Raw genomic sequence first — 20,141 nt, forward strand, 5'->3', positions numbered from 1 at the left:
ATCGGCCCGGAGTGCGTACCTCATGCTACTGGGCACCCCTCAGGCCTTCGACCGGGGGGAATGCCGGCCTGGACGAGGGTTCCGGCCGTGAAGGGCGAGGGCTCGGGCCACCGTCCGACCGCACCCGGCGGGGTGCCGCTTCCCCGGCACCCGCCAACCCGTCGGCCTGTCACGGGACTTGCCGGGTATACGGGCGGTTGAAAGGAGGGCCGTCGACATGACGACGTCCATCAAGCGCATGCCCGGTTGGGCGAAGGTGGTCTGCGCCTTCGTACTGGTGCTCGTGGTGCTCTTCGCCGGGCTGCGGCTGGCCGTTCTGCCGGGCCTGCGCGATGTGTTCGGCACGGAGAGTCACGACAGGTCGGGTCCCACGCTCCTCAAGTCGATCCAGGACATGAGCCGTTACGACGCGGCCTCGGGCAACTTCCAGGTCGTCGTGGACCTGGAGAAGGACGCCAAGTACCTGCCCGACGCGATCCGTGGCACCCGCACGCTGTACGTGGGGGCCGGCACGGTCGACGCCTATGTCGATCTGGGGCATCTCGCCAAGAAGGACGTGAAGGTCAACGACGACCGGACGTCCGCCACGCTCCACCTGCCCCACGCGGCGCTGGGCAAGGCCGCCCTCGACCCCGACCACTCGTACGCCGTCTCGAAGCAGCGTGGCCTCCTCGACCGGATCGGGGACATCTTCTCCGGCAACCCGAACAACGAGCAGGCCGTGCAGAAGCTCGCGGTCAAGCACATCAACGACGCCGCGAAGGACAGCGGACTCACCTCGCGGGCCGAGAAGAACACCACGGGCATGCTCGAAGGCCTGTTGCGTTCACTCGGCTTCGAGGAGGTAAAGGTCACCTACGGCAGCTGAGCCGGGAAGGTTCGGGAACGTGTCAGAGGCGCCGGGACGACCACACGGTCGCACCCGGCGCCGCTCGCTGTCTCCGGGGCCGTACAGGCCCCCTCGCGTGCTTACGGAGAGTGTTCGCGGCTCGTTCCTTCCGCCTTTTCCTGGACAGTGGCCGAGGCCGTCGAACCGCCTCAGGACCGGCCGCCGAACGCGCGCATCGAGAGGCCTTTAGGGGGTATGCGGGCTGCACCAGAGGGCAGCGTGAAAAAAGGGGAGGGCCGCATGGTCCGCACGGCGTTGGGCACACGGGTCGCGAAGGCGGGTCGCCGCAAATCGGCACCGAAGTCCGGATCAGACCGAGGCAGGACGACGTCGAAGCCGGAGCGCGGCAAGGGCACTTCGAAGTCCGACCGGGTCAAGGCCGGGAAGACCCGGTCCTTCTTCGCCCGCAGGACCCCGGAGCCGGCACCCCGGCGCGAGACGATGGCCTGGCCGCTGAGGGCCCTGGCCATGCTGATCGGGTTCGCCGCGATGGTCGCCTTCGCGGTCGCACTGGCCCATCTGACGCTGGAGCCCTCGCCGGCGTCCACCGCCCTCATCCACAACAACCTCCACCCCGGACGCTCCCTGCGGGCCTACCTCGACCAGCCGGAACTACGCGACGCCGTCAAGCAGATCGGCGGCAACATCCTGCTGGGGATCCCCTTCGGGGTGCTGCTGCCCGTGGTCGCTCCGCGCACCCGCGGCATCCTGCGCGTCCTCCTCCTGACCGCCGCCGTCATGCTGCTGGTCGAGCTGGTCCAGGGAGCCCTCATCACCGGGCGCTCCTTCGACATCGACGACGTCATCCTCAACACCACCGGCGCGCTGATCGGTTACCTGCTGCTGGGCCGTCGGCTCGGTCGGGCGGTGCACCCTCGCAAGCGGCTTCGCGCCTGAGGCGTCACCCCAAGTGATGGTACGGACCAGAGTCTTGACAGTCCCTTACCTCACTTCTTAAATCAAGAGGCGAAGCATGCACCCCCCACCTCAGTCGGCTCTCCCGCCACGCGGGCAGCCGTACGGAAGAGAGAGTCATGGACTCCCCACGCCTGCTGCGCAGATGCCTCTTCGCCGCGCTGTCCGCCGCGCTCGTCGCCTCCGCCTCGGCCGTCGCCGCTCCCGCCCACGCGGGTCCGGCGGCGGCCGCTGCCGCGGTGACGTTCCAGGACACCTTCGACGGTGCCGCCGGTTCGGCCGTCGACTCGTCCAAGTGGCAGATCGAGACCGGCGACAACGTCAGCAACCACGAACGGCAGTACTACACGTCGGGCAACAAGAACGCGGCGCTCGACGGCCAGGGCCACCTGGTCATCACCGCCCGCAAGGAGAACCCGTCCAACTACCAGTGCTGGTACGGCACATGCCAGTACACCTCGGCCCGGCTGAACACCTCCGGGAAGTTCACCTCCACGTACGGCCATGTCGAGGCGCGGATGAAGATCCCGCGCGGGCAGGGCATGTGGCCGGCGTTCTGGATGCTGGGCAGCGACATCGGACAGGTGGGCTGGCCGAACTCCGGTGAGATAGACGTGATGGAGAACGTCGGCTTCGAGCCGTCGACCGTGCACGGCACGATCCACGGCCCCGGTTACTCCGGGTCCGCCGGTATCGGCGCGGGCTACTCCCTGCCGAACGGCCAGGCCTTCGCGGACGCCTTCCACACCTTCGCGGTGGACTGGGCGCCCAACTCGATCAGCTGGTCGGTGGACGGCACCGTCTACCAGCGGCGCACGCCGGCCGACCTCGGCGGCAACACCTGGGTGTTCAACAAGCCGTTCTTCCTGATCCTCAACCTCGCGGTCGGCGGCTACTGGCCGGGCGACCCGGACGGCTCCACCTCCTTCCCGCAGCAACTCGTCGTCGACGAGGTGAAGGTGACGACGAGCGACAGCCCGAGCGGCGGCGGCGCCCCGATCAAGGGCCTCGCGGGCAAGTGCGTCGATGTCGCGGCGGCCGGTACGGCCAACGGGACGCCCGTGCAGCTCTACGACTGCAACGGATCGGCCGCCCAGCAGTGGACGGTCGGTTCCGACGGCACGATCCGCGCCCTCGGCAAGTGCCTGGACGTCACCAACAACGGTACGGCGGACGGCACCAAGATCCAGCTGTGGGACTGCACGGGCGGCACCGGCCAGAAGTGGGCCGTCAGCGCGGCGCACGACATCGTGAACCCGGCGGCCAACAAGTGCCTGGACGTCACCGGGAACGACTCGGCCAACAGCACCCGCCTGCAGATCTGGACGTGCTCCGGCGGGGCCAACCAGAAGTGGACCGTGGGCTGACAGACCGATCGGGCGGAGTCTTCGAGGGCTCTGCCGCTGCCGGCCCGCCGATATCGCCGATCAGCTGCGGTATCGGCGGGCCACCCGCCCCAGAGCTCCTGGAGCGGCGGGTCACCGGTCAGGACGACCGTCGGACCTCGTCGCGCGGACGAATCGACCGTGTCCGAGCCGTCCGAGGCCTCGGACGGGCCGACTCACCTAGTCGCACACGATCGTGGAGACGGTCTCGTAGCGCGTGACCAGGACGTACCTGGTCACCAATTGGCCGTTCTCGTAGACCTGCTGGGCCATGACAACGGTGACCGGAACGACCTTGGTGACCGTGTGACAGGCCGCGGGCGCGGCCTGGGCACCGGCGGCACTCATGAGAACGCCTCCACCGGCCAGCATGAGCGCGGCGGCCGTTCCAGCGACAACCCTGCGGATACGCACGTGAATCACCTCGGACTCGAAAACCTGGTCCTGCCTGGTCATCCACCACCTTCGACGGGCCGAGGACCGCACGCCATCATTTCGACCTCCGTTGAAATGCGTGCCTGCCACGTGCATCGCGGCCATCACTTGCCTCAGTGGCGGCCGCGCCGCCGCTCCGCGGGGGACGGCGCCAACCGGCGCAACCGGTTCGACCGGAGCGGATGCCGGGGACCCGCTCGGGCCCGGACCGCCTTCCGGGCGCGGGCACGCCGACCGGCGTGGCCCGGTGTCAGCGCGGTACCCAGGTGAGCTTGTCGCCGCCCACCCAGCGGACCACTTCGGGGTCGTCGAGGTCGTGCACGATGATGCCGTACGCGGCGGCGTACTCCAGGACGTCCGTGATCGCCTTCGCCTCGCCGACCATCTCGCCGTCGATCTCCATGATGCGGAACGGCGGTGTGCCCGGCTGTACCCCGAGCACCAGGATCCGTGGGCGGGCGATGTGCGGGCTGGAGCTTTCGGTCATGGCTAGATCGTAAAGCGGTTGTCGCGGGTCAGCGCGGCGCCGGGGGCCGCGCGCCCATCGCGCCCGGAAGGCCCCGGAGCAGCGGGAATCCGCTGTTCACCCAGCCGGGTGAGCGGCCCGCGGCTTCCGTCCGCCGACCGGCTCCCGGCGTCCGTCATGCGGTCCGGCGGCGGCTGGGCAACCCTGGGAGGAGTGCGGGTGAAGGACCGCGCGACGGCGGCCGGGAGGTGCCGATGGACCCCGTGGAGGCCCTGGACCGCATCGCGTTCCTGCTGGAGCGCAGTCTCGCCCCCACCTATCGCGTACGGGCCTTCCGCACGGCGGAGGCGGTGCTCGCGGCGCTCTCCGCCGAGGAGGTGCGCGAGCGTGCCGCCGACGGCTCGCTGGAGAAGCTCAAGGGCGTCGGCCCGAAGACAGCGCAGGTGGTCCGGGAGGCGCTGGCCGGTGAGGTGCCCGGCTATCTGGAGAAGGTGGAGCGGGACGTCGGAGGGCCGCTCACCGAGGGCGGTACGGCCCTGCGGGAGCTGCTGCGCGGGGACTGTCATCTGCACTCCGACTGGTCGGACGGCGGCAGTCCGATCGCGGACATGGGGCGGGCCGCCGCCCGGCTCGGCCATGCCTGGGCGGTGCTCACCGACCACTCGCCGCGGCTGACCGTGGCGCGCGGACTGTCCCCCGAGCGGCTGCGGGAACAGTTGGCGGTCGTCGCGGACCTGAACGAGCGCTGGGCGCCCTTCCGTCTGCTCACCGGGATCGAGTGCGACATCCTCGACGACGGCTCGCTCGACCAGGAGCCCGAGCTGCTGGAACAACTCGACGTGGTGGTCGTGTCGGTGCACTCCAAACTGCGCATGGACGCGCCGTCGATGACCCGCCGGATGGTCGCCGCCGTCCGCAACCCGCTCTCGGACGTGCTCGGGCACTGCACGGGCCGGCTGATCGGCGAGCGCGGGCGGCCCGAGTCGGCGTTCGACGCGGAGGCCGTCTTCGCGGCCTGCGCGGAGACCGGTACGGCCGTCGAGATCAACAGCCGTCCCGAGCGTCTCGACCCGCCGCGCCGACTGCTGCGGGCGGCCGTCGACGCGGGGGTCCTCTTCTCGCTGGACACCGACGCTCACGCGCCCGGACAGCTGGACTGGCAGATCTACGGCTGCGCACGCGCCGAGGAGTGCGGGGTGCCCGCCGGGCGGGTGATCACCACCTGGGGCCTGGACGATCTGCTCGCCTGGGCCGGGACTCGCAGGACGCCCGCCGGGACGTGACGTACATCACCGCCGGTCCGGTCGGCCTGGGGAACACCGGCCGGTAGTTACCCGTTGAACGACTCGTGGGTGCGGATGGGACAGTGTCCCCGGGCCTCACCTTTTGCCCACAGGGACGATCGTTCGGCTGAAGCCCTGTGGAGCGTTTCGCCGAGAGGCGACCGCCATCCGTGCCCACCCACAGTCGGCCCCGACCGCGATTCCCCCGTCCGGTCGGGGCCTTTCCCTTGCCCTCCCCCGCTCCCGGCGCTGGCCGCCCGGGCGGCCATGGGCGACGCAGGCCGTGTCCGTTTGACTTGGAGTCCGCTCCAATTCGTAGCGTTCAGGACATGAGCACTGCACAGCACAAGATCGGTTCGGGTTTCGGCGCCAAGAGCACCGCCGACGAGGTTCTTGAGGGGATCGACCTCTCCGGCAAGCTGGCCATCGTCACCGGCGGCTACTCGGGCATCGGCCTGGAGACCACGCGGGCGCTGGCCCGGGCGGGTGCCCACGTGGTGGTTCCGGCGCGTCGCCCCGAGGCCGCCCGCGAGGCCCTGGAGGGCATCGACGGCGTCGAGACGGACGAGTTGGATCTCGGCGACCTGGAGAGCGTGCGGGCCTTCGCCGAGCGCTTCCTCGCCTCCGGCCGCACCGTCGACCTCGTCATCGACAGCGCGGGCATCATGGCCTGCCCGGAGACGCGGGTCGGGCCCGGCTGGGAAGCCCAGTTCGCGACCAACCACCTCGGCCACTTCGCCCTCGTCAACCGGCTGTGGCCGGCGATCGCACCGGGCGGGGCGCGCGTCGTGTCCGTCTCCTCCACCGGCCACCACACCTCCGGCATCCGCTGGGACGACGTGAACTGGCGCACCGGCTACGACAAGTGGGAGGCGTACGGGCAGGCCAAGACGGCGAACGTGCTGTTCGCCGTCGAGCTCGACCGGCTCGGCCGGGACTTCGGGGTGCGGGCCTTCGCGCTGCACCCGGGCGGCATCCTCACCCCGCTCCAGCGGCATCTGCCCAAGGAGGAGATGGTCGAACGCGGGTGGATCGACGAGAACGGCGAGCCCCTCCACCCCGAGGCCTTCAAGACCCCGGAGCAGGGAGCTGCCACCCAGGTGTGGGCGGCGACGTCACCGCAGCTGGACGGCCTAGGCGGGGTGTACTGCGAGGACTGCGACATCGCCGAGCCGGCTCCCGCTGACGGCTCCCGCACCGGCGTGAAGCCGCACGCCACCGACCCCGAGCAGGCCACGCGACTGTGGGCTCTGTCCGCGGAGCTGACCGGGGTGAACGCCTTCGCGTGACCGGCGCCCGGTCCGGTGAGCGGCGGAAGCGAACTCCCGCCGCTCACCCGCACGCCGAGGCTGCGGGGCGCCGCGCGCCCCGTCCCGCAGGCCGTGGACTCGTCAGGCCGTGGACTCCTCGGGACCCGGATGCTCGGGATGCACGGTGTCCGAGCGCGGGGCGCCCTGGCGGGCGGTGCCCGCCTCGTCGGTGTCGGGAACGTCCGTCGCGGACTCGTCCCCGCCGGCCTCGCGCCCGTCCGCGCCCGAGACGACGTCCCAGGGGTCGTCGCCCTCGTGGGCCTGCTGGTCGGGCATGTCCCGCGGGATCGGGTGAGCGGACTCACCGGGGGCCTGCGGAAGCTCGTCACTCACGGCGCACTCCCTTCGTGGGGCGGATCGGTGCGGCCCGCACGCCGTCGGGCGGGCCGCTTCCGGACCCGGGCTGAGTACCACGGCGCCCATCGGTGAAACCCCGCGCGCGCCGCTGACCTCACGATCTCCCCGGCACGGACGTCAGTGGGGCGCCCGCTCCTCCAGGGCCGTGCGCCAGGCGGGCGACGGACCGGTGGGCGCCGGTTCCTCGCGCCGCCCGCCGCGCGCGAAGAAGTCGGCGAGCGGCAGGATCGCGGCACCCACGGTCACCGCGTCGGGGCCCAGCCGGCCGAGGTCCACGGTGACCCGCTGGGCGGGATAGCGCAGGGAGTACGAGATCGCGTAGCGGCGGACTGCGGGCAGGAAGCGCGAGCCGAGCTGGAGGCCCGCCCAGCCGCCGATGAGGATGCGCTCGGGCTGGAAGAGGTTGATCAGGTCGGAGAGTCCGGCGCCGAGGTACTCGGCCGTCTCCTCCAGGACGGCGAGGGCGATCGGGTCGGAGGCGGTGCCCTCGGGCGGGTAGGCGGCGGCCAGCATCGCGGTCAGCGCCGTCTCCTCGTCGGTGCCCTCCGGGGGGTGTCCGCCCTCCTCCCGCCAGCGGTCGAGCAGCGCCTCCGCTCCCGCGTACGCCTCCAGGCAGCCCAGTGAACCGCAGCGGCAGCGGCGACCCCGGACCCGTACGGTCAGATGGCCCCACTCGACGGACCGGCCGTTCTCCACCTCGTCGGTGACCAGACAGGCGCCGACACCGGAGCCGAAGAGGACGACGACCGCGTTGCGCGCCCCGCGTCCGGCACCGAACCACATCTCGGCCTGGCCGAGCGTGCGGGCGCCGTTGTCCGCGAAGTACGGCACGGTGTCGGGAAGTTCGCAGGCCGAGCGGAGCAGGGACTCCAGCGGGACGGCGTCCCAGCCGATGGTCTGACCGTGCACGACCGCGCCGCGCTCGGGGGTGCGGGCGACGATGCCGGGCACCCCGATGCCGACGCCGAGGAGCTGCTGCGGGGCGATGCCCGTCGCGGCGAGCACCTCGGCGATGCCGTCGCGGATGTGACCGACGATGACGTCGACGTCATAACCCTGGCTGCGGAGCGGGCGGTCGTAGCCGTGGCGCTCCAACGGCCTCTCGACACGGGCGAGTTCGGTGAGGGTCAGGTCGAACAGCTCGACGCGGACGCGGGTTTCGCCGACGTCCACGCCGATCATGTGGCCGCTGCCGGGGACGACGCGCAGCAGGGTGCGGGGGCGTCCACCGTCGGAGTCGACGCTGCCGGCCTCCTCCACGAGCCCGTCCGCGACGAGCTCGGCGACGACGTTGCTGATGGATCCGGAGCTGAGTCCGGTCGCGGGACCGAGCTCGTAGCGGCTCATCGGCCCGTCGAAATACAACCGTTGCAGTACGGCGGTGCGATTGCCCCGTCGCAGGTCACGCACTGTCCGACCGTTCCGCGCCGCCATGTGATTCCCTTCCGGCCTGCCCGACCTGCAAGATACCCCTGCGCGATCCCTTGACGCGACTTTCTTCCGGGTCTTAACTCACGTCCTAAATTAAGCCATGAGGATCGTTCGGGAAGTGAACGCGGGCGCTCCTCATGGCTCCCTCCGGGAAAGGGACATACGCAGCCATGCGCAGAATCCGAGCCGCGGCCGCCGGTGCGGTCACCATCACCCTGCTGACCGCCGCGACCGCCTGCGGCGGCGGCTCGTCGAACGGCGGCGGGTCCAACGACTCGCCCAAGACGCTCACGTACTGGGCGTCCAACCAGGGCGCCAGCATCGGGATCGACAAGAAGGTCCTCGCGCCCGAGCTCAAGAAGTTCGAGAAGCAGACGGGCATCAAGGTGAAGCTGGAGGTCGTTCCCTGGTCCGACCTGCTGAACCGGATCCTGACCGCCACCACCTCGGGTCAGGGCCCCGACGTGCTCAACATCGGCAACACCTGGAGCGCTTCGCTGCAGGCCACGGGCGCGCTGCTGCCGTGGGACGCGAAGAACTTCGACAAGATCGGCGGCAAGGACCGCTTCGTCGACTCCGCGCTCGGCTCCACCGGCGCCGAGGGCAAGGACCCCGCCGCGGTCCCGCTGTACTCGATGGCGTACGCGCTGTACTACAACAAGCAGATGTTCGCCGACGCGGGGATCTCCAAGCCGCCGGCCACGTGGGACGAGCTGGTCGCCGACGGCAAGAAGCTCTCCAAGGGCGGCAAGTGGGCCATCGGCGCCGAGGGCGCGAACGTGTCGGAGAACATCCACCACGCGTTCGTCTTCGCCAAGCAGCACGGCGCGGACTTCTTCAAGGCCGACGGCACCCCCGACTTCACCAACGACGGCGTGGTGGCCGCGGTCAAGCAGTACGTCGACCTGATGGCGAAGGACAAGATCATCGCCCCGGGCAACGCCGAGTACGCGCAGAACCAGTCGGTCAGCGACTTCGCCAAGGGCAAGAACGCCATGCTGCTGTGGCAGTCCGCGGCGGCCAACCTGAAGTCGCAGGGCATGGACCCCTCCACGTACGGCATCGCCCCGGTGCCCGTGCAGTCCGGCACCCCGGGGACGGGCACGAGCACCAACTCCATGGTCGCGGGCATCAACCTCGCGGTGTTCAAGAACACCAAGAACCTCGACGGCTCGGCCAAGTTCGTGAAGTTCCTGACGAGTGACGCCGAGCAGAAGATCCTGAACACGGCGTACAGCTCGATCCCGCCGGTCAAGACGGCCCAGGAGGTCGCGCCCTTCACCGACGCGGCGAACGCGGTCCTCAAGGACACGCTGGCCAAGAGCGCGGCCGCCCTTCCGCAGGTCGCGGACGAGTCCCAGTTCGAGACCGCGGTCGGCACCGCCGTCAAGGAACTGTTCGCCGACGCCGCCGGCGGCCACGCCGTGACCACGGCCTCGGTGAAGGCGGCGCTCGAGAAGGCCCAGCAGCAGATGCCGAAGAAGTGAGTGCGGAAACTGCCATGACCACCACGACCGCCGCCTCCGCCGAACCCGGCGAGACGACGGTGCGCAAGAGCTCCCCCGGTGCGGCGCGAGGCCCGCGCCGCACCGGGCGGATCAAGCGCATCGGACTGCCCTACCTCCTGCTCCTGCCGGCGCTGGTGCTGGAACTCCTGGTGCACCTGGTGCCGATGGTGATCGGCATCGTGATGAGCTTCAAGGAGCTCACGCAGAACTACATCAGCGACTGGGGCGCCGCGCCCTGGTCCGGCTTCGACAACTACTCGGTGTCGGTGGACTTCGACGCGCCCGTCGGCCAGGCGCTGCTGCACTCGTTCTTCGTCACCGTCGTCTTCACCCTGCTCTCGGTCGCCCTGTGCTGGCTCATCGGCACCGCCGCCGCGATCTACATGCAGGACAACTTCTTCGGGCGCGGCATCCTGAGGGCCCTGTTCCTCGTGCCGTACGCGCTGCCCGTGTACGCGGCCGTCATCACCTGGGTCTTCATGTTCCAGCACGACAACGGCCTGGTGAACCACGTCCTGCACGACCAGCTGCACCTCACCGACAAGCCGTCCTTCTGGCTGATCGGGGACAACAGCTTCTACGCCCTGCTCACCGTGTCCGTCTGGAAGGGCTGGCCGTTCGCCTTCCTGATCGTCATGGCGGGCCTGCAGAACATCCCGGGCGAGCTGTACGAGGCGGCCGCACTCGACGGCGCGGGCCTGTGGCAGCAACTGCGCCGCATCACGCTGCCGTCGCTGCGGCCGGTCAACCAGGTGCTCGTCCTGGTGCTGTTCCTGTGGACGTTCAACGACTTCAACACGCCGTTCGTCCTGTTCGGCAAGACGGCCCCGGAAGCGGCGGACCTCATCTCGGTCCACATCTACCAAGCGTCCTTCGTGACCTGGAACTTCGGCACCGGCTCGGCGATGTCCGTGCTGCTGCTGCTCTTCCTGCTCGTCGTCACCGGCGTCTACCTGCTGCTGACCTCCCGGGGAAGGAAGACGTCCGATGTCTAGCAATCCCAGCGCCCGGCGCTCGCCGATGGCGCCCCCGCGGTCCTTCCAGGTGGGCCGCGGGATCTTCCTCACGCTGCTCACCGGGTTCGTCCTGGTGCCGGTGTACGTCATGGTCTCCAGCTCGCTGAAGCCGCTCGCGGACGTCACCGGCAAGTTCCGCTGGCTGCCGAGCGGTCTGACGATCCGGCCGTACATCGACATCTGGTCGACGGTGCCGCTGGCGCGGTACTTCGTGAACTCGCTGATCGTGGCGGGAGCGGCCACGGCCGCTTCGGTCGTGATCGCCGTCTTCTCCGCGTACGCCGTCAGCCGCTACAACTTCCGCGGCAAGCGCGTCTTCACGGTCACCGTGCTGTCCACGCAGATGTTCCCCGGCATCCTCTTCCTGCTGCCGCTGTTCCTGCTCTACGTCAACATCGGGAACGCGACGGGCATCGCCCTGTTCGGCTCGCGCGGCGGTCTGATCCTCACGTATCTGACCTTCTCGCTGCCGTTCTCGATCTGGATGCTGATCGGGTACTTCGACTCGGTGCCGCGCGATCTCGACGAGGCGGCGCTGGTGGACGGCTGCGGGCCGCTCGGGGCGCTGTTCCGGGTCGTCGTGCCGGCCGCGATCCCCGGCATCATCGCGGTCGCCGTCTACGCCTTCATGACCGCCTGGGGCGAAGTGCTGTTCGCGTCCGTGATGACCAACGACGCCACCCGCACGCTCGCCGTCGGCCTGCAGGGCTACTCCACGCTCAACGACGTGTACTGGAACCAGATCATGGCCGCCTCGCTGGTCGTCAGCATTCCCGTGGTCGCCGGCTTCCTGCTGCTCCAGCGCTATCTCGTCGCCGGACTGACGGCTGGAGCCGTCAAGTGACCGATTCCATTGATGACGAAGGGACTTCAGTGACCATCGACCTTGCCGCCCTCCCCGAGGACTTCCTGTGGGGTACGGCCACGTCGGCCTACCAGATCGAGGGTGCCGTCAGCGAGGACGGCCGCTCCCCCTCGATCTGGGACACCTTCTCGCACACCCCGGGCAAGATCGACAACGGCGACGACGGGGACGCGGCCTGCGACCACTACCACCGTTGGCGCGAGGACATCGGTCTCATGCGCCAGCTGGGCACCAACGCCTACCGGTTGTCCGTCGCCTGGCCACGCGTCGTGCCGGGCGGCGACGGCCCGGTCAACGCGAAGGGGCTCGCCTTCTACGACGAGTTGGTCGACGGGCTGCTGGAGGCGGGCATCACGCCCTCCGTCACCCTGTACCACTGGGACCTGCCGCAGGTGCTCCAGGACCGGGGCGGCTGGCCGGCCCGTGACACCGCTGAGCACTTCGCCGCGTACGCGTCCGTGGTGGCGGAGCGGCTCGGTGACCGCGTCAAGCACTGGACCACGCTCAACGAGCCGCTGTGCTCGGCGTGGATCGGGCACCTGGAGGGCCGGATGGCCCCGGGCTTCACCGACCTCACGGCCGCGGTCCGCACCTCGTACCACCTGCTCCTCGGACACGGCCTCGCCACCCAGGCGATCCGTGCCGCGGTGCCGGGCGCCCAGGTCGGCATCGTCAACAACCTGTCCGACATCCAGCCGGCCACGGACCGTCCCGAGGACGTCGCCGCGGCGAAGCGGCTCGACGGACACACCAACCGCTGGTGGCTCGACCCGGTGCACGGCCGCGGCTTCCCCGCCGACATGGTCGAGGTGTACGGGGTCGAACTCCCCGAGGTGGCGGGCGACCTGGAGACGATCGCCGCGCCGCTGGACTGGCTGGGCCTGAACTACTACTTCCCGTCCACGGTCACCGACGACCCGACGGGGCCGGCCCCGCACGTCCGCTCGATCAGCCGGCCCGGCGTGCCCCGTACCGCCATGGACTGGGAGGTCGAGGCCGCCGGCATCGAACGCCTGCTGCTCCGCCTGACGCACGAGTACGGCGCCCGCAAGCTGTACATCACCGAGAACGGCTCCGCCTATCCCGACGTCGTGCGTCCCGACGGCACCGTCGACGACCCTGAGCGCGCCGCCTACCTGGAGCAGCACCTGGCGGCCTGTGCCTCCGCGGTCCGCAAGGGTGTGCCGCTGGCCGGCTACTTCGCCTGGTCGCTGCTGGACAACTTCGAGTGGGCGTACGGCTACGACAAGCGGTTCGGTCTGGTGCACGTCGACTACAAGACCCAGAAGCGCACGATCAAGGGCAGCGGTCACCGTTACGCGGAGATCGTCCGCGAGCACCTCGCACAGGGGCGCAACGCGGCCTGACCGTACGGACGTCCGGTGGTGGCGCGGCTCGCGGCGGCGGGCCGCGCCACCGTTCGGACCAGGAGCTGTTGCCGGCCGGGGCGTTCGCGCTCCGGCCTGTCTCGTCGAGGGCGGCCGTGAGCCGCGGAGCGACCGACCCGCACCCGGGCGAGCCCGGGGCCGTACGGGTTCTCCGGTCGCACCACCGGTCCGCGGGCCCCGCCGCACCCGGTCTACGCGCCGGACACCCCGCACTCCAGCGCGTGACCGTCCGTCGCCGTCCCCGCCCCCGGTGGCGCCCCGAAGCGGGCGAGGCAGTGCCAGACCTTCTTCAGGTCCTGGAGGTCGTGGCGTCCCGTGCGGACGGCGTCGCCGATGACGCGGGGATCCAGCCACCCGTTCTCCGCGATCTCCGCGCCGAGTTCGACGAACTCGGGGCCGCGGAAGTCGGGGTGCCGGCGCAACTCCCCGACGTCGAGCCGGTAGCCGGGATGCCAGGCGACCGGGCAGGGCAGGCGGTGGGCCGCGGCCTCGACGGGCGTGCCGCGGTAGGAGGCGTCGAGGACCAGTGCCTCCACGTCCCGGGACAGGACGACCGGTCCGTGGACCTGCGCCTCGATGTAGTCGTCGAGGGCGTCCCGGTCGTCCGCCTCGGCCGGCTCCACGAGGGACATGCGGGACGCGACCCCGAACGCGGACGGTTCGGCCGCGCTGTCGGGGTAGCAGAAGGTGGCCCGGCGCAGTGCCGCGCCGGTGAGGCGGAAGTGCGAGGACCCGAACCGGGGCGCGGCGCCCACCACTTGGCGCCGGAAGTCGAGCGCTCCGTAGACGGGGCGCTCGTGAGCGGGCGCCGTGTCGTAGGCCGCGCCGAAGATCCGGCTCTCCCAGCGCCAGCGGTCGCCGCCGGGGTGCGCGGTCAGTCCGCCGTTGCTCGTGCCCGTGACGAACTGTGACCGGTAGACGCCGTCCCGGGCCAGCGCGTCGAGGACCGGGACGCCGTGCGCCGACCGGTCGGGGTGGAAGTTCAGGGTCAGCCGCAGGGTGGGATCGAGTGGGGCCCCCGAGGAGAGCGCCTCCACATGGCGCAGGGCCCGCTCCCGCGAAGTGTGCCCGGGCCGCGCCGTCCGGCTGTCCCCGACATCCATTGGTTCCTCCCGTGGAGCACGCGGTCCGGAACCCGGAACCGGGGACCCGCTGCTCCCGGGTTCCGGCCGGTGACCTCGGGAGCACTCCCCCAGTGATCTCGCATGGTGCGGGTCGTCCGCAACTCGATTGCGGGCGGCTCCCCCGGCCGGGCCGCCCGCCACGGACACCCGGTTCAGGCCGTCCGAGGAGTCCAGTGCGGGTCACGGCCGAGGAACGCCAGCAGCGAGGCGGCCGGGCTCGCGTCCTCGGGTGTCTCGCGCGCGGCGGCGAACACTCCGTACGCGTCGCGGAGATGATCGGCCAGGAGGTCCGCCGCCAGCCGGATGCCTCCGGCCAGGTCGTCGTCGAGCGGGGACTCCTGGCCTGTCGCGACGGCGATGTCCCAGGCGTGCACCGCGGCGTCCATGGCACCCGCCGCGGCGGCCACGCGCAACGGCAGCGGTCCGAGCGGTGTCGGCACCGCCTCCATGTCGGCGGGCAGCTCCGCGTAGACCCCGGCGACGTCCGCGAGCACCTTGTCGAGCGCCGCCGTGGCGTCGGCCACCGGCTCGTCGGAGGGCTGGAAGGCGTCCGAGTCCGGCCGGCCGGTGCCGGTGACCGCCGCGCCGTACGCCTGCTGATCGAGCCGCGCGTGGTTGAGTACCTGCCGCACCGTCCACTCGCCGCACGGCGTCGGTGCTCCCCATGCTCCCTCGGGAACGCCTGCCGCCGCGTCACGCAGCCGGGCGTGGGCGCGTGTCAGCAGTTCGATGCCTTCGACGTCACTCATCCTGAAGTCCTCCAGATGCGGTCCTGCCGGGCTGATGACATCAACCTAGATGCCCTTGCGGACAGCTACGGTCCGCAAGAGGAACGTTCGTACAGCTGTGAAAGGGGAAGGCCCAAGAGATGCAAGAGGCACGTGGTGAGTGGGCGGCGTCCGTCGCGAAGATCGTCGAGCGGCGTCGGGAGCCCGTGGTCGTCCAGACGCTCCGATCGACGTTCGCGGCGACCCTCGCGTACGTGGTGGCCGTGCATCTCAGTCCCGAGGCCGCGCCCCTGACCGCCCCGCTGACCGCTCTGCTGGTCGTGCAGGTCACCCTGTACTCGACGATCACCACCGCCATCCGACGGGTGAACTCCGTGGTGGTGGGCGTGGTCATCGCCATCGGGTTCAGCAGTCTGGTCGGTCTGACCTGGTGGAGTCTGGGTCTGATCATCCTCGCCTCGCTGGGCGTGGGACACCTGGTCCGGGTCAGCGAGTTCGTGCCCGAGGTGGCGATCAGCGCGATGCTGGTCCTCGGGGTCACCCGGGTCGGTGACACGGCGTGGGCCCGTGTGCTGGAGACGCTGATCGGCGCGGTCGTGGGTCTCGCCTGCAACCTCGTGCTCGCGCCGCCCGTGTGGGTGGGGGTGGCCGGGGAGTCCATCGAGGATCTGGCGCGCCGGTTGCGGCAGTTGATGCTGCGGATCGGCGAGGAGGCCGCCGGTCGCACGCCGTACGAGGTGGCGGCCGAGCGGCTGCACGAGGCACGCCGACTCGATCACGACATCGCCTCGGTGGACGCGGCCCTGCGGCAGGCCGAGGACAGCCTGAAGCTGAACCCGCGCGTTCGCGAGGGGCTGCTGCACCGGGTCGTGCTGCGCACCGGCCTGGACACCCTGGAGATCTGCACCGTGGTCCTGCGGGTCCTCGCGCGCAGCCTCACCGACCTGGCGAAGGAGCGGGAGCCGGAACCGCTGTTCGATCCACAGGCGGGTGCCGTCCTGGAGGAGCTGCTGTGCCAGATGGCCGACGCGATCGTCAGCTTCGCCGTCCTGGTGACGACCGATGTCAGCCGCAGTGCCGAGAACGCCGAGGAACGGCTCAGCGCCGAGCTCGCCACGGCGGCCGGGACGCGGGACAAGCTGGCCCAGTTGTTCCTCGACGAGGTCCAGCGGGACGCGAGTCAGTGGCAGCTGCACGGATCGGTCCTCACCGAGGTCAACCGCATCATCGACGAGCTCGACACCGAGCACCGCACCCGCCGGCTGCTGGAGGAGCTGGACCGCAGCGGCCGCGAGGAGCGCGAGAACCGGCCGCATCTCGCGCGGTTGCGGCGCCGGCTGCGGCTGCCGTCGCGGCTGCGCCGCGGCCGGAACCGTTCCGGCGCCTCCGGTCGTTCTACGTGAGAGGTCCGGTGTGAGGACGAGAGGTGGCGGCGAGGAGCGGTGGGCCGCCGTTCGGCCCGCGCCGGGTGCGAAGCGACACGACGAGGGGGCGGGCGGATGACCGAGGACACCGTACGGATCGACGGGAACGCGTTGCGGCTGCCGGGCGGGGTGCAGGTGCGGTTCATCCGCACCCTGCGGCTGCCCGAGTCGGGCACACACGCGCTGCCGCCGGGGCTCGGGGAGTTCCCCGTCCGGCGGGTCGAGGACTACGGGGACCGGGTGCCGGCCGAGTGGCGCGCCCGGGGCGGCGTGATGCTGCCGGTATATCTGCGCGAGGCGATGTGGCTCAGCTTCGCGGGCACGGCGGAGCCGGCCGCGTTGCAGGTCGGTGTGGGCAAGGTGTGCGCGGTCTCGGGCAAGCCGTGGAGCTCCCGGCTCCACCGCGACCCGCAGAACTACCTCGTGCTCCCGCGCCAGCCCTGGCTCGACGGGATCAACTCGGGAAAGGGCACGGTCCGCCAGTTCGTCGCGGTCCCGCTGGGGCTCGGGGCCACCGTGGAGGGCCAGGTCACCGGTGAGGAGGTCTGGGGCGGCGTCCAGCTCCAGTCGTTCCCGCTGAACGGACGGGAGCTGGCCGCGTGGCGCGAGGCGGAGCGCCGCAAGGCACGGCAGCTCCCGCGGATGCCGATGGCGGCCGGTGCGTACGGCGCGGCGATGCCGATGTCCGCGCCACCCGCCCCGGGAGCCGCACCCGTCCCCGCGGGCGGTGCGCCCCTCCGGGCGCGCAGCGCGCCGGCGATGGGTCTCGGCGTCGGCGGCTCGATGCGTCAGGAGGTCTACGCGGACGACCGGCCGCTGACGTCGTGGGCCGAGGAGCCCGCCGGACGGGTGTTCGTGCATCTCGTGACGCCGCCGGAGTGGCGCCGCATCACCGGCGAGGCCCCGCCGCCGTCCCCGGTGGACCGAGCGGCGTACACCCGGGCGGGACTCCCCTGGTTCGACTACTACGACGAGGACGCCTCGGACCTCGCGCCGGCGGACGAGCTGGGCCCGGTCAAGCCGGTCGGCGACTGGCTGGGGGACGACCACGAGCCCTGGCAGCAGCCGTCGCCCCACCAGGTGAAGCCGCTCGGAGACGCGCCCGGCAAGCCGGTCGGGGACGGCGACTGGTAGACGCCCGGCCCGCGTTGCGTACCGCGCATCGCGGGTTGCCTGTCTTGCACTCGCGGCGCGCTCCACGCCAAGGTGGGTGTCACAGCTGAGGCAACCGACACCCCGAGGTGCAGGCATGAGCAGTGGTGCAGAGCCGTCACGCGGCCCGGGCGGCGGCTGGAGCAGGCGTCGTTTCGTGGGCGCCCTGGCGGGGGCCGCCGCGATCACGACGGTCCCGGCACCCGCCCGGCCACAGCCCGACGCCCCCACGGGAGCAGCGACGCCGAAGTCCCCGGCCGCGTCGCCGTCCACGCCTCCGGCGAAGCGTTCCGGCCCCCGGCCGCTCTATCTCGGCACGTACACCTCGGGCGAGGGCGCGGGGAAGGGGATCGGCCTCGCCACGTACGACGCGGAGTCGGGGGCGGTGACCGGCGGCGGTGTCGTGACCGGCGTCGCGAACCCGTCCTTCCTCGCGGTGCATCCGGACGGGCGCACGCTCTACGCCGTCGACGAGCAGGACGCGGGCGCGGTGACGGCCGTGCGTCTGCCGGGGCACGAGGTGCTCGGCTCGCGGGCCACCGGCGGCGCGGGCCCCTGTCACCTGTCCGTGCACCCGGGCGGGCGCTGGCTGCTGAGCGCCAACTACACCTCGGGCAGCGTGGCGGTGCACCCGCTCGACGCCTCGGGCGCGATCGGTGAGCGCACCGACCTGGTCACGCACTCCAGCCCGGCGCCGGGCCCCGGCCAACAGGGCCCGCACGCGCACCAGTTCGTCACGAGTCCCGACGGCGGCCATCTGCTCGCCGTCGACCTGGGTACCGACACCGTCTACACCTACCGGCTCGACGAGACCAAGGGCACGCTCACCGAGGTGTCACGGGCGGCCGCGAAACCGGGCGCGGGCCCGCGCCACCTGACGTTCCACCCCGGCGGCCGGTACGCCTATCTCGCCGACGAGGTCGACAACACCGTGACGGTCTGCGGCTACGACCCGGCGGACGGCCGGCTCACGATCGGCGAGCCCCGGTCCACCGGGACCGGAGGGGGCACCAGCTACCCGGCGCAGTTCGTGGTCACGGCGAACGGCGCGTACGCCTATCTCGCCAACCGGGGGCACAACAGCCTGACGCGGTACGCGATCGAGGCGGACGGCGCCCGGCTGCGCCTGCTGGACACGGTGCCGGTCGGCGGCGACTTCCCTCGCCACATCGCGTTCTCCCCGGACGGGCGACTGCTGTTCGCGGCGAACCAGCGGTCCAGCACGGTCACCGTCTTCGAGGTCGACGGGACGAGCGGTGAACTGCGGCGTGTGGGCGAGCCGTTCGCCTCACCCGTCGCGGTCTGTGCGCTGCCGCTGTAGCGCTCGGGGGCAGGACGCGGCACTCGCCTGCGTGAGCAGGACGTGCATGCGCTCGGTGAGCTGGGACACGTCGTCGGCGGGTGCGTGGAAGGGCAGGCGTACGTCGCCGTTGCCGCGCGCCCGCTCGATGCGCAGGGTCAGTCCGTGCCGGTCGACGGCGAGGGGCTGGACGCGCACCGCTCCGTGCAGGCTGTCCGGTTCGACGAGGCGGGTGAGCCGCTCGACGGCGTCCGGGTGGGCGTCGGCGAGGTGCGTGAGCAGCTGCGCCTCCGCGACGGCCAGCGGGTCGGGCTCGGCGGCGGCCAGTTCGTCCAGGTCGACCACCACGGTCCCGCAGGGGCGGCGGAGCACGGCGCGGGTCGGCCGGAACGCCAGGTGGCCGTCCTCGGGGACGAACCAGCCGGCGAGCCAGAGCCGGGCGCGGATCCGGTTCCGTACGGGCACCGGTGCGACGTCGGCGAACTCCAGGACGGCGGACGGCTCGCCGCGCGGCGCGCAGATGGCGTTGACGAGCAGCGCGCTGTCCTCGGGCACGTGCAGGAGCACCCGGCCGTCGGCGGCGACGGTGTGCGCGCCGACGAACTCCTCCCGGCCGCCCTCCGCGCTGATCGCGCAGGACCAGGCCGCGGCGAGCACCGAGCGGGCGTGCTCCGCCGCGGCGGGCGCGGCCGTCCAGGTGTGACGGTCACCCATCAGCTTCCTCCTAAGGTAAGGCTTGCCTAACTTATCGAAGTTCCGGACGTACGCCAACCACGCCTCACCGGGAGTTCCGGACGGAGTCAGAACCCCGGCACGGGAAGGGAGCCCGGCCACCACAGGGGAACGCCGTCGGGGCAGGTGGGGGTGACGCCGCTCCAGAAGAAGGAGAGGGCGCACCAGCACAGGCCGAGGAGGGTCACCGCGAGGGCGACGGTGTGGAGGAGGGGGTGACCGCCCAGGACGGCGCCCACCATCACCCAGCCCATGAGGAGGAGGGCGGAGAGGGCGGGGATGAAGAAGTAGAGCAGGAAGACGCTGTTGGCCGCGTTGTTCACTCCCGCGTCGCAGGCGTTCGTCGCCCGGCCCAGCAGCATGGTCGTGAGCAGCGCGAGAGCCACGCCCACCACCAGGCCGAGACATCCGTGCAGTCGTCGGTTCCCCATGC

General features: G+C 71.3%; 20 protein-coding genes. 12 read left to right on the forward strand and 8 right to left on the reverse strand.

Features of this window, described 5'->3' with window-relative positions; translation table 11 throughout:
- The first annotated feature begins 217 nt into the window (after window positions 1-217).
- The 3 genes from ACIRQH_RS05415 to ACIRQH_RS05425 all read left to right on the forward strand — a co-directional run bounded on the left by ACIRQH_RS05415 (window position 218) and on the right by ACIRQH_RS05425 (window position 3,171).
- Complete coding sequence (locus ACIRQH_RS05415; protein ID WP_358815838.1) at window positions 218-868, forward strand: DUF4230 domain-containing protein; 651 nt, start codon at window positions 218-220, stop codon at window positions 866-868.
- Window positions 869-1,330: 462 nt separating this feature from the next.
- Entirely contained in the window at window positions 1,331-1,786 is a 456-nt protein-coding gene (locus ACIRQH_RS05420) for a VanZ family protein (RefSeq protein ID WP_358815998.1), read from the forward strand.
- A gap of 137 nt (window positions 1,787-1,923) precedes the next feature.
- Entirely contained in the window at window positions 1,924-3,171 is a 1,248-nt protein-coding gene (locus tag ACIRQH_RS05425) for an RICIN domain-containing protein (protein WP_358815837.1), read from the forward strand.
- Between the two features lie 198 nt (window positions 3,172-3,369).
- Here ACIRQH_RS05425 and ACIRQH_RS05430 read toward each other — a convergent pair whose 3' ends face one another.
- Entirely contained in the window at window positions 3,370-3,537 is a 168-nt protein-coding gene (locus ACIRQH_RS05430) for a hypothetical protein (protein ID WP_388870790.1), read from the reverse strand.
- Between the two features lie 337 nt (window positions 3,538-3,874).
- Window positions 3,875-4,111, reverse strand: coding sequence for a hypothetical protein (locus ACIRQH_RS05435; RefSeq protein WP_358815835.1), 237 nt, complete (start codon window positions 4,109-4,111; stop codon window positions 3,875-3,877).
- Window positions 4,112-4,344: 233 nt separating this feature from the next.
- Here ACIRQH_RS05435 and ACIRQH_RS05440 point away from each other — a divergent pair, with 233 nt between their 5' ends.
- Both ACIRQH_RS05440 and ACIRQH_RS05445 read left to right on the forward strand, forming a co-directional pair.
- Window positions 4,345-5,373 carry a PHP domain-containing protein gene (locus tag ACIRQH_RS05440; RefSeq protein WP_388870792.1) on the forward strand — a complete coding sequence of 343 codons (1,029 nt, stop codon included), beginning with the start codon at window positions 4,345-4,347 and terminating at the stop codon, window positions 5,371-5,373.
- Between the two features lie 329 nt (window positions 5,374-5,702).
- The gene (locus ACIRQH_RS05445) at window positions 5,703-6,662 is read left to right on the forward strand and encodes an SDR family NAD(P)-dependent oxidoreductase (protein WP_404224335.1); all 960 of its coding nucleotides are present in this window, start codon (window positions 5,703-5,705) and stop codon (window positions 6,660-6,662) included.
- Window positions 6,663-6,764: 102 nt separating this feature from the next.
- Here the strand turns inward: ACIRQH_RS05445 and ACIRQH_RS05450 are convergent, their stop codons facing one another.
- Together ACIRQH_RS05450 and ACIRQH_RS05455 are read right to left on the reverse strand one after the other, a co-directional pair.
- Window positions 6,765-7,016: a hypothetical protein gene (locus ACIRQH_RS05450; protein ID WP_358815832.1), complete on the reverse strand. Its 252-nt coding sequence runs from the start codon at window positions 7,014-7,016 to the stop codon at window positions 6,765-6,767.
- A 141-nt stretch (window positions 7,017-7,157) separates the two neighbouring features.
- The gene (locus tag ACIRQH_RS05455; RefSeq protein ID WP_358815831.1) at window positions 7,158-8,474 is read right to left on the reverse strand and encodes an ROK family transcriptional regulator; all 1,317 of its coding nucleotides are present in this window, start codon (window positions 8,472-8,474) and stop codon (window positions 7,158-7,160) included.
- A gap of 167 nt (window positions 8,475-8,641) precedes the next feature.
- On the opposite strand from ACIRQH_RS05455, the gene ACIRQH_RS05460 reads away from it, so the two are divergent.
- From ACIRQH_RS05460 to ACIRQH_RS05475, 4 genes are read left to right on the forward strand one after another with little or no spacing between them, the layout of a single operon-like run.
- Window positions 8,642-9,958: an ABC transporter substrate-binding protein gene (locus tag ACIRQH_RS05460; protein ID WP_388931651.1), complete on the forward strand. Its 1,317-nt coding sequence runs from the start codon at window positions 8,642-8,644 to the stop codon at window positions 9,956-9,958.
- 14 nt (window positions 9,959-9,972) lie between these two features.
- Window positions 9,973-10,974: a carbohydrate ABC transporter permease gene (locus ACIRQH_RS05465; RefSeq protein WP_388870801.1), complete on the forward strand. Its 1,002-nt coding sequence runs from the start codon at window positions 9,973-9,975 to the stop codon at window positions 10,972-10,974.
- Window positions 10,975-10,999: 25 nt separating this feature from the next.
- Window positions 11,000-11,839 (forward strand): carbohydrate ABC transporter permease, encoded by an 840-nt coding sequence (locus tag ACIRQH_RS05470; protein WP_358815997.1) that lies wholly within the window; start codon window positions 11,000-11,002, stop codon window positions 11,837-11,839.
- Between the two features lie 29 nt (window positions 11,840-11,868).
- Window positions 11,869-13,227, forward strand: coding sequence for a GH1 family beta-glucosidase (locus ACIRQH_RS05475; RefSeq protein WP_404224338.1), 1,359 nt, complete (start codon window positions 11,869-11,871; stop codon window positions 13,225-13,227).
- A 212-nt stretch (window positions 13,228-13,439) separates the two neighbouring features.
- On the opposite strand, the gene ACIRQH_RS05480 is transcribed toward ACIRQH_RS05475, so the two are convergent.
- Window positions 13,440-14,351, reverse strand: a complete 912-nt coding sequence (locus ACIRQH_RS05480) for a DUF3626 domain-containing protein (protein WP_388931654.1) — start codon at window positions 14,349-14,351, stop codon at window positions 13,440-13,442.
- Between the two features lie 173 nt (window positions 14,352-14,524).
- Entirely contained in the window at window positions 14,525-15,121 is a 597-nt protein-coding gene (locus ACIRQH_RS05485; protein ID WP_358815826.1) for a TIGR03086 family metal-binding protein, read from the reverse strand.
- Window positions 15,122-15,240: 119 nt separating this feature from the next.
- On the opposite strand from ACIRQH_RS05485, the gene ACIRQH_RS05490 reads away from it, so the two are divergent.
- The 3 genes from ACIRQH_RS05490 to ACIRQH_RS05500 all read left to right on the forward strand — a co-directional run bounded on the left by ACIRQH_RS05490 (window position 15,241) and on the right by ACIRQH_RS05500 (window position 18,997).
- The gene (locus tag ACIRQH_RS05490) at window positions 15,241-16,503 is read left to right on the forward strand and encodes an aromatic acid exporter family protein (protein WP_388870810.1); all 1,263 of its coding nucleotides are present in this window, start codon (window positions 15,241-15,243) and stop codon (window positions 16,501-16,503) included.
- A 96-nt stretch (window positions 16,504-16,599) separates the two neighbouring features.
- Window positions 16,600-17,658 (forward strand): hypothetical protein, encoded by a 1,059-nt coding sequence (locus ACIRQH_RS05495; RefSeq protein ID WP_358815824.1) that lies wholly within the window; start codon window positions 16,600-16,602, stop codon window positions 17,656-17,658.
- A 115-nt stretch (window positions 17,659-17,773) separates the two neighbouring features.
- Window positions 17,774-18,997: a lactonase family protein gene (locus ACIRQH_RS05500; RefSeq protein ID WP_404224341.1), complete on the forward strand. Its 1,224-nt coding sequence runs from the start codon at window positions 17,774-17,776 to the stop codon at window positions 18,995-18,997.
- On the opposite strand, the gene ACIRQH_RS05505 is transcribed toward ACIRQH_RS05500, so the two are convergent.
- Window positions 18,965-19,690, reverse strand: coding sequence for a DUF2470 domain-containing protein (locus tag ACIRQH_RS05505; protein WP_388870816.1), 726 nt, complete (start codon window positions 19,688-19,690; stop codon window positions 18,965-18,967). The two genes, ACIRQH_RS05500 and ACIRQH_RS05505, sit on opposite strands and share 33 nt — an antisense overlap.
- 86 nt (window positions 19,691-19,776) lie before the next feature.
- Complete coding sequence (locus ACIRQH_RS05510; protein WP_388870819.1) at window positions 19,777-20,139, reverse strand: hypothetical protein; 363 nt, start codon at window positions 20,137-20,139, stop codon at window positions 19,777-19,779.
- Window positions 20,140-20,141: the final 2 nt, after the last annotated feature.

Source organism: Streptomyces sp. NPDC102279 (genome assembly GCF_044766365.1).
Classification (GTDB): Bacteria; Actinomycetota; Actinomycetes; order Streptomycetales; family Streptomycetaceae; genus Streptomyces.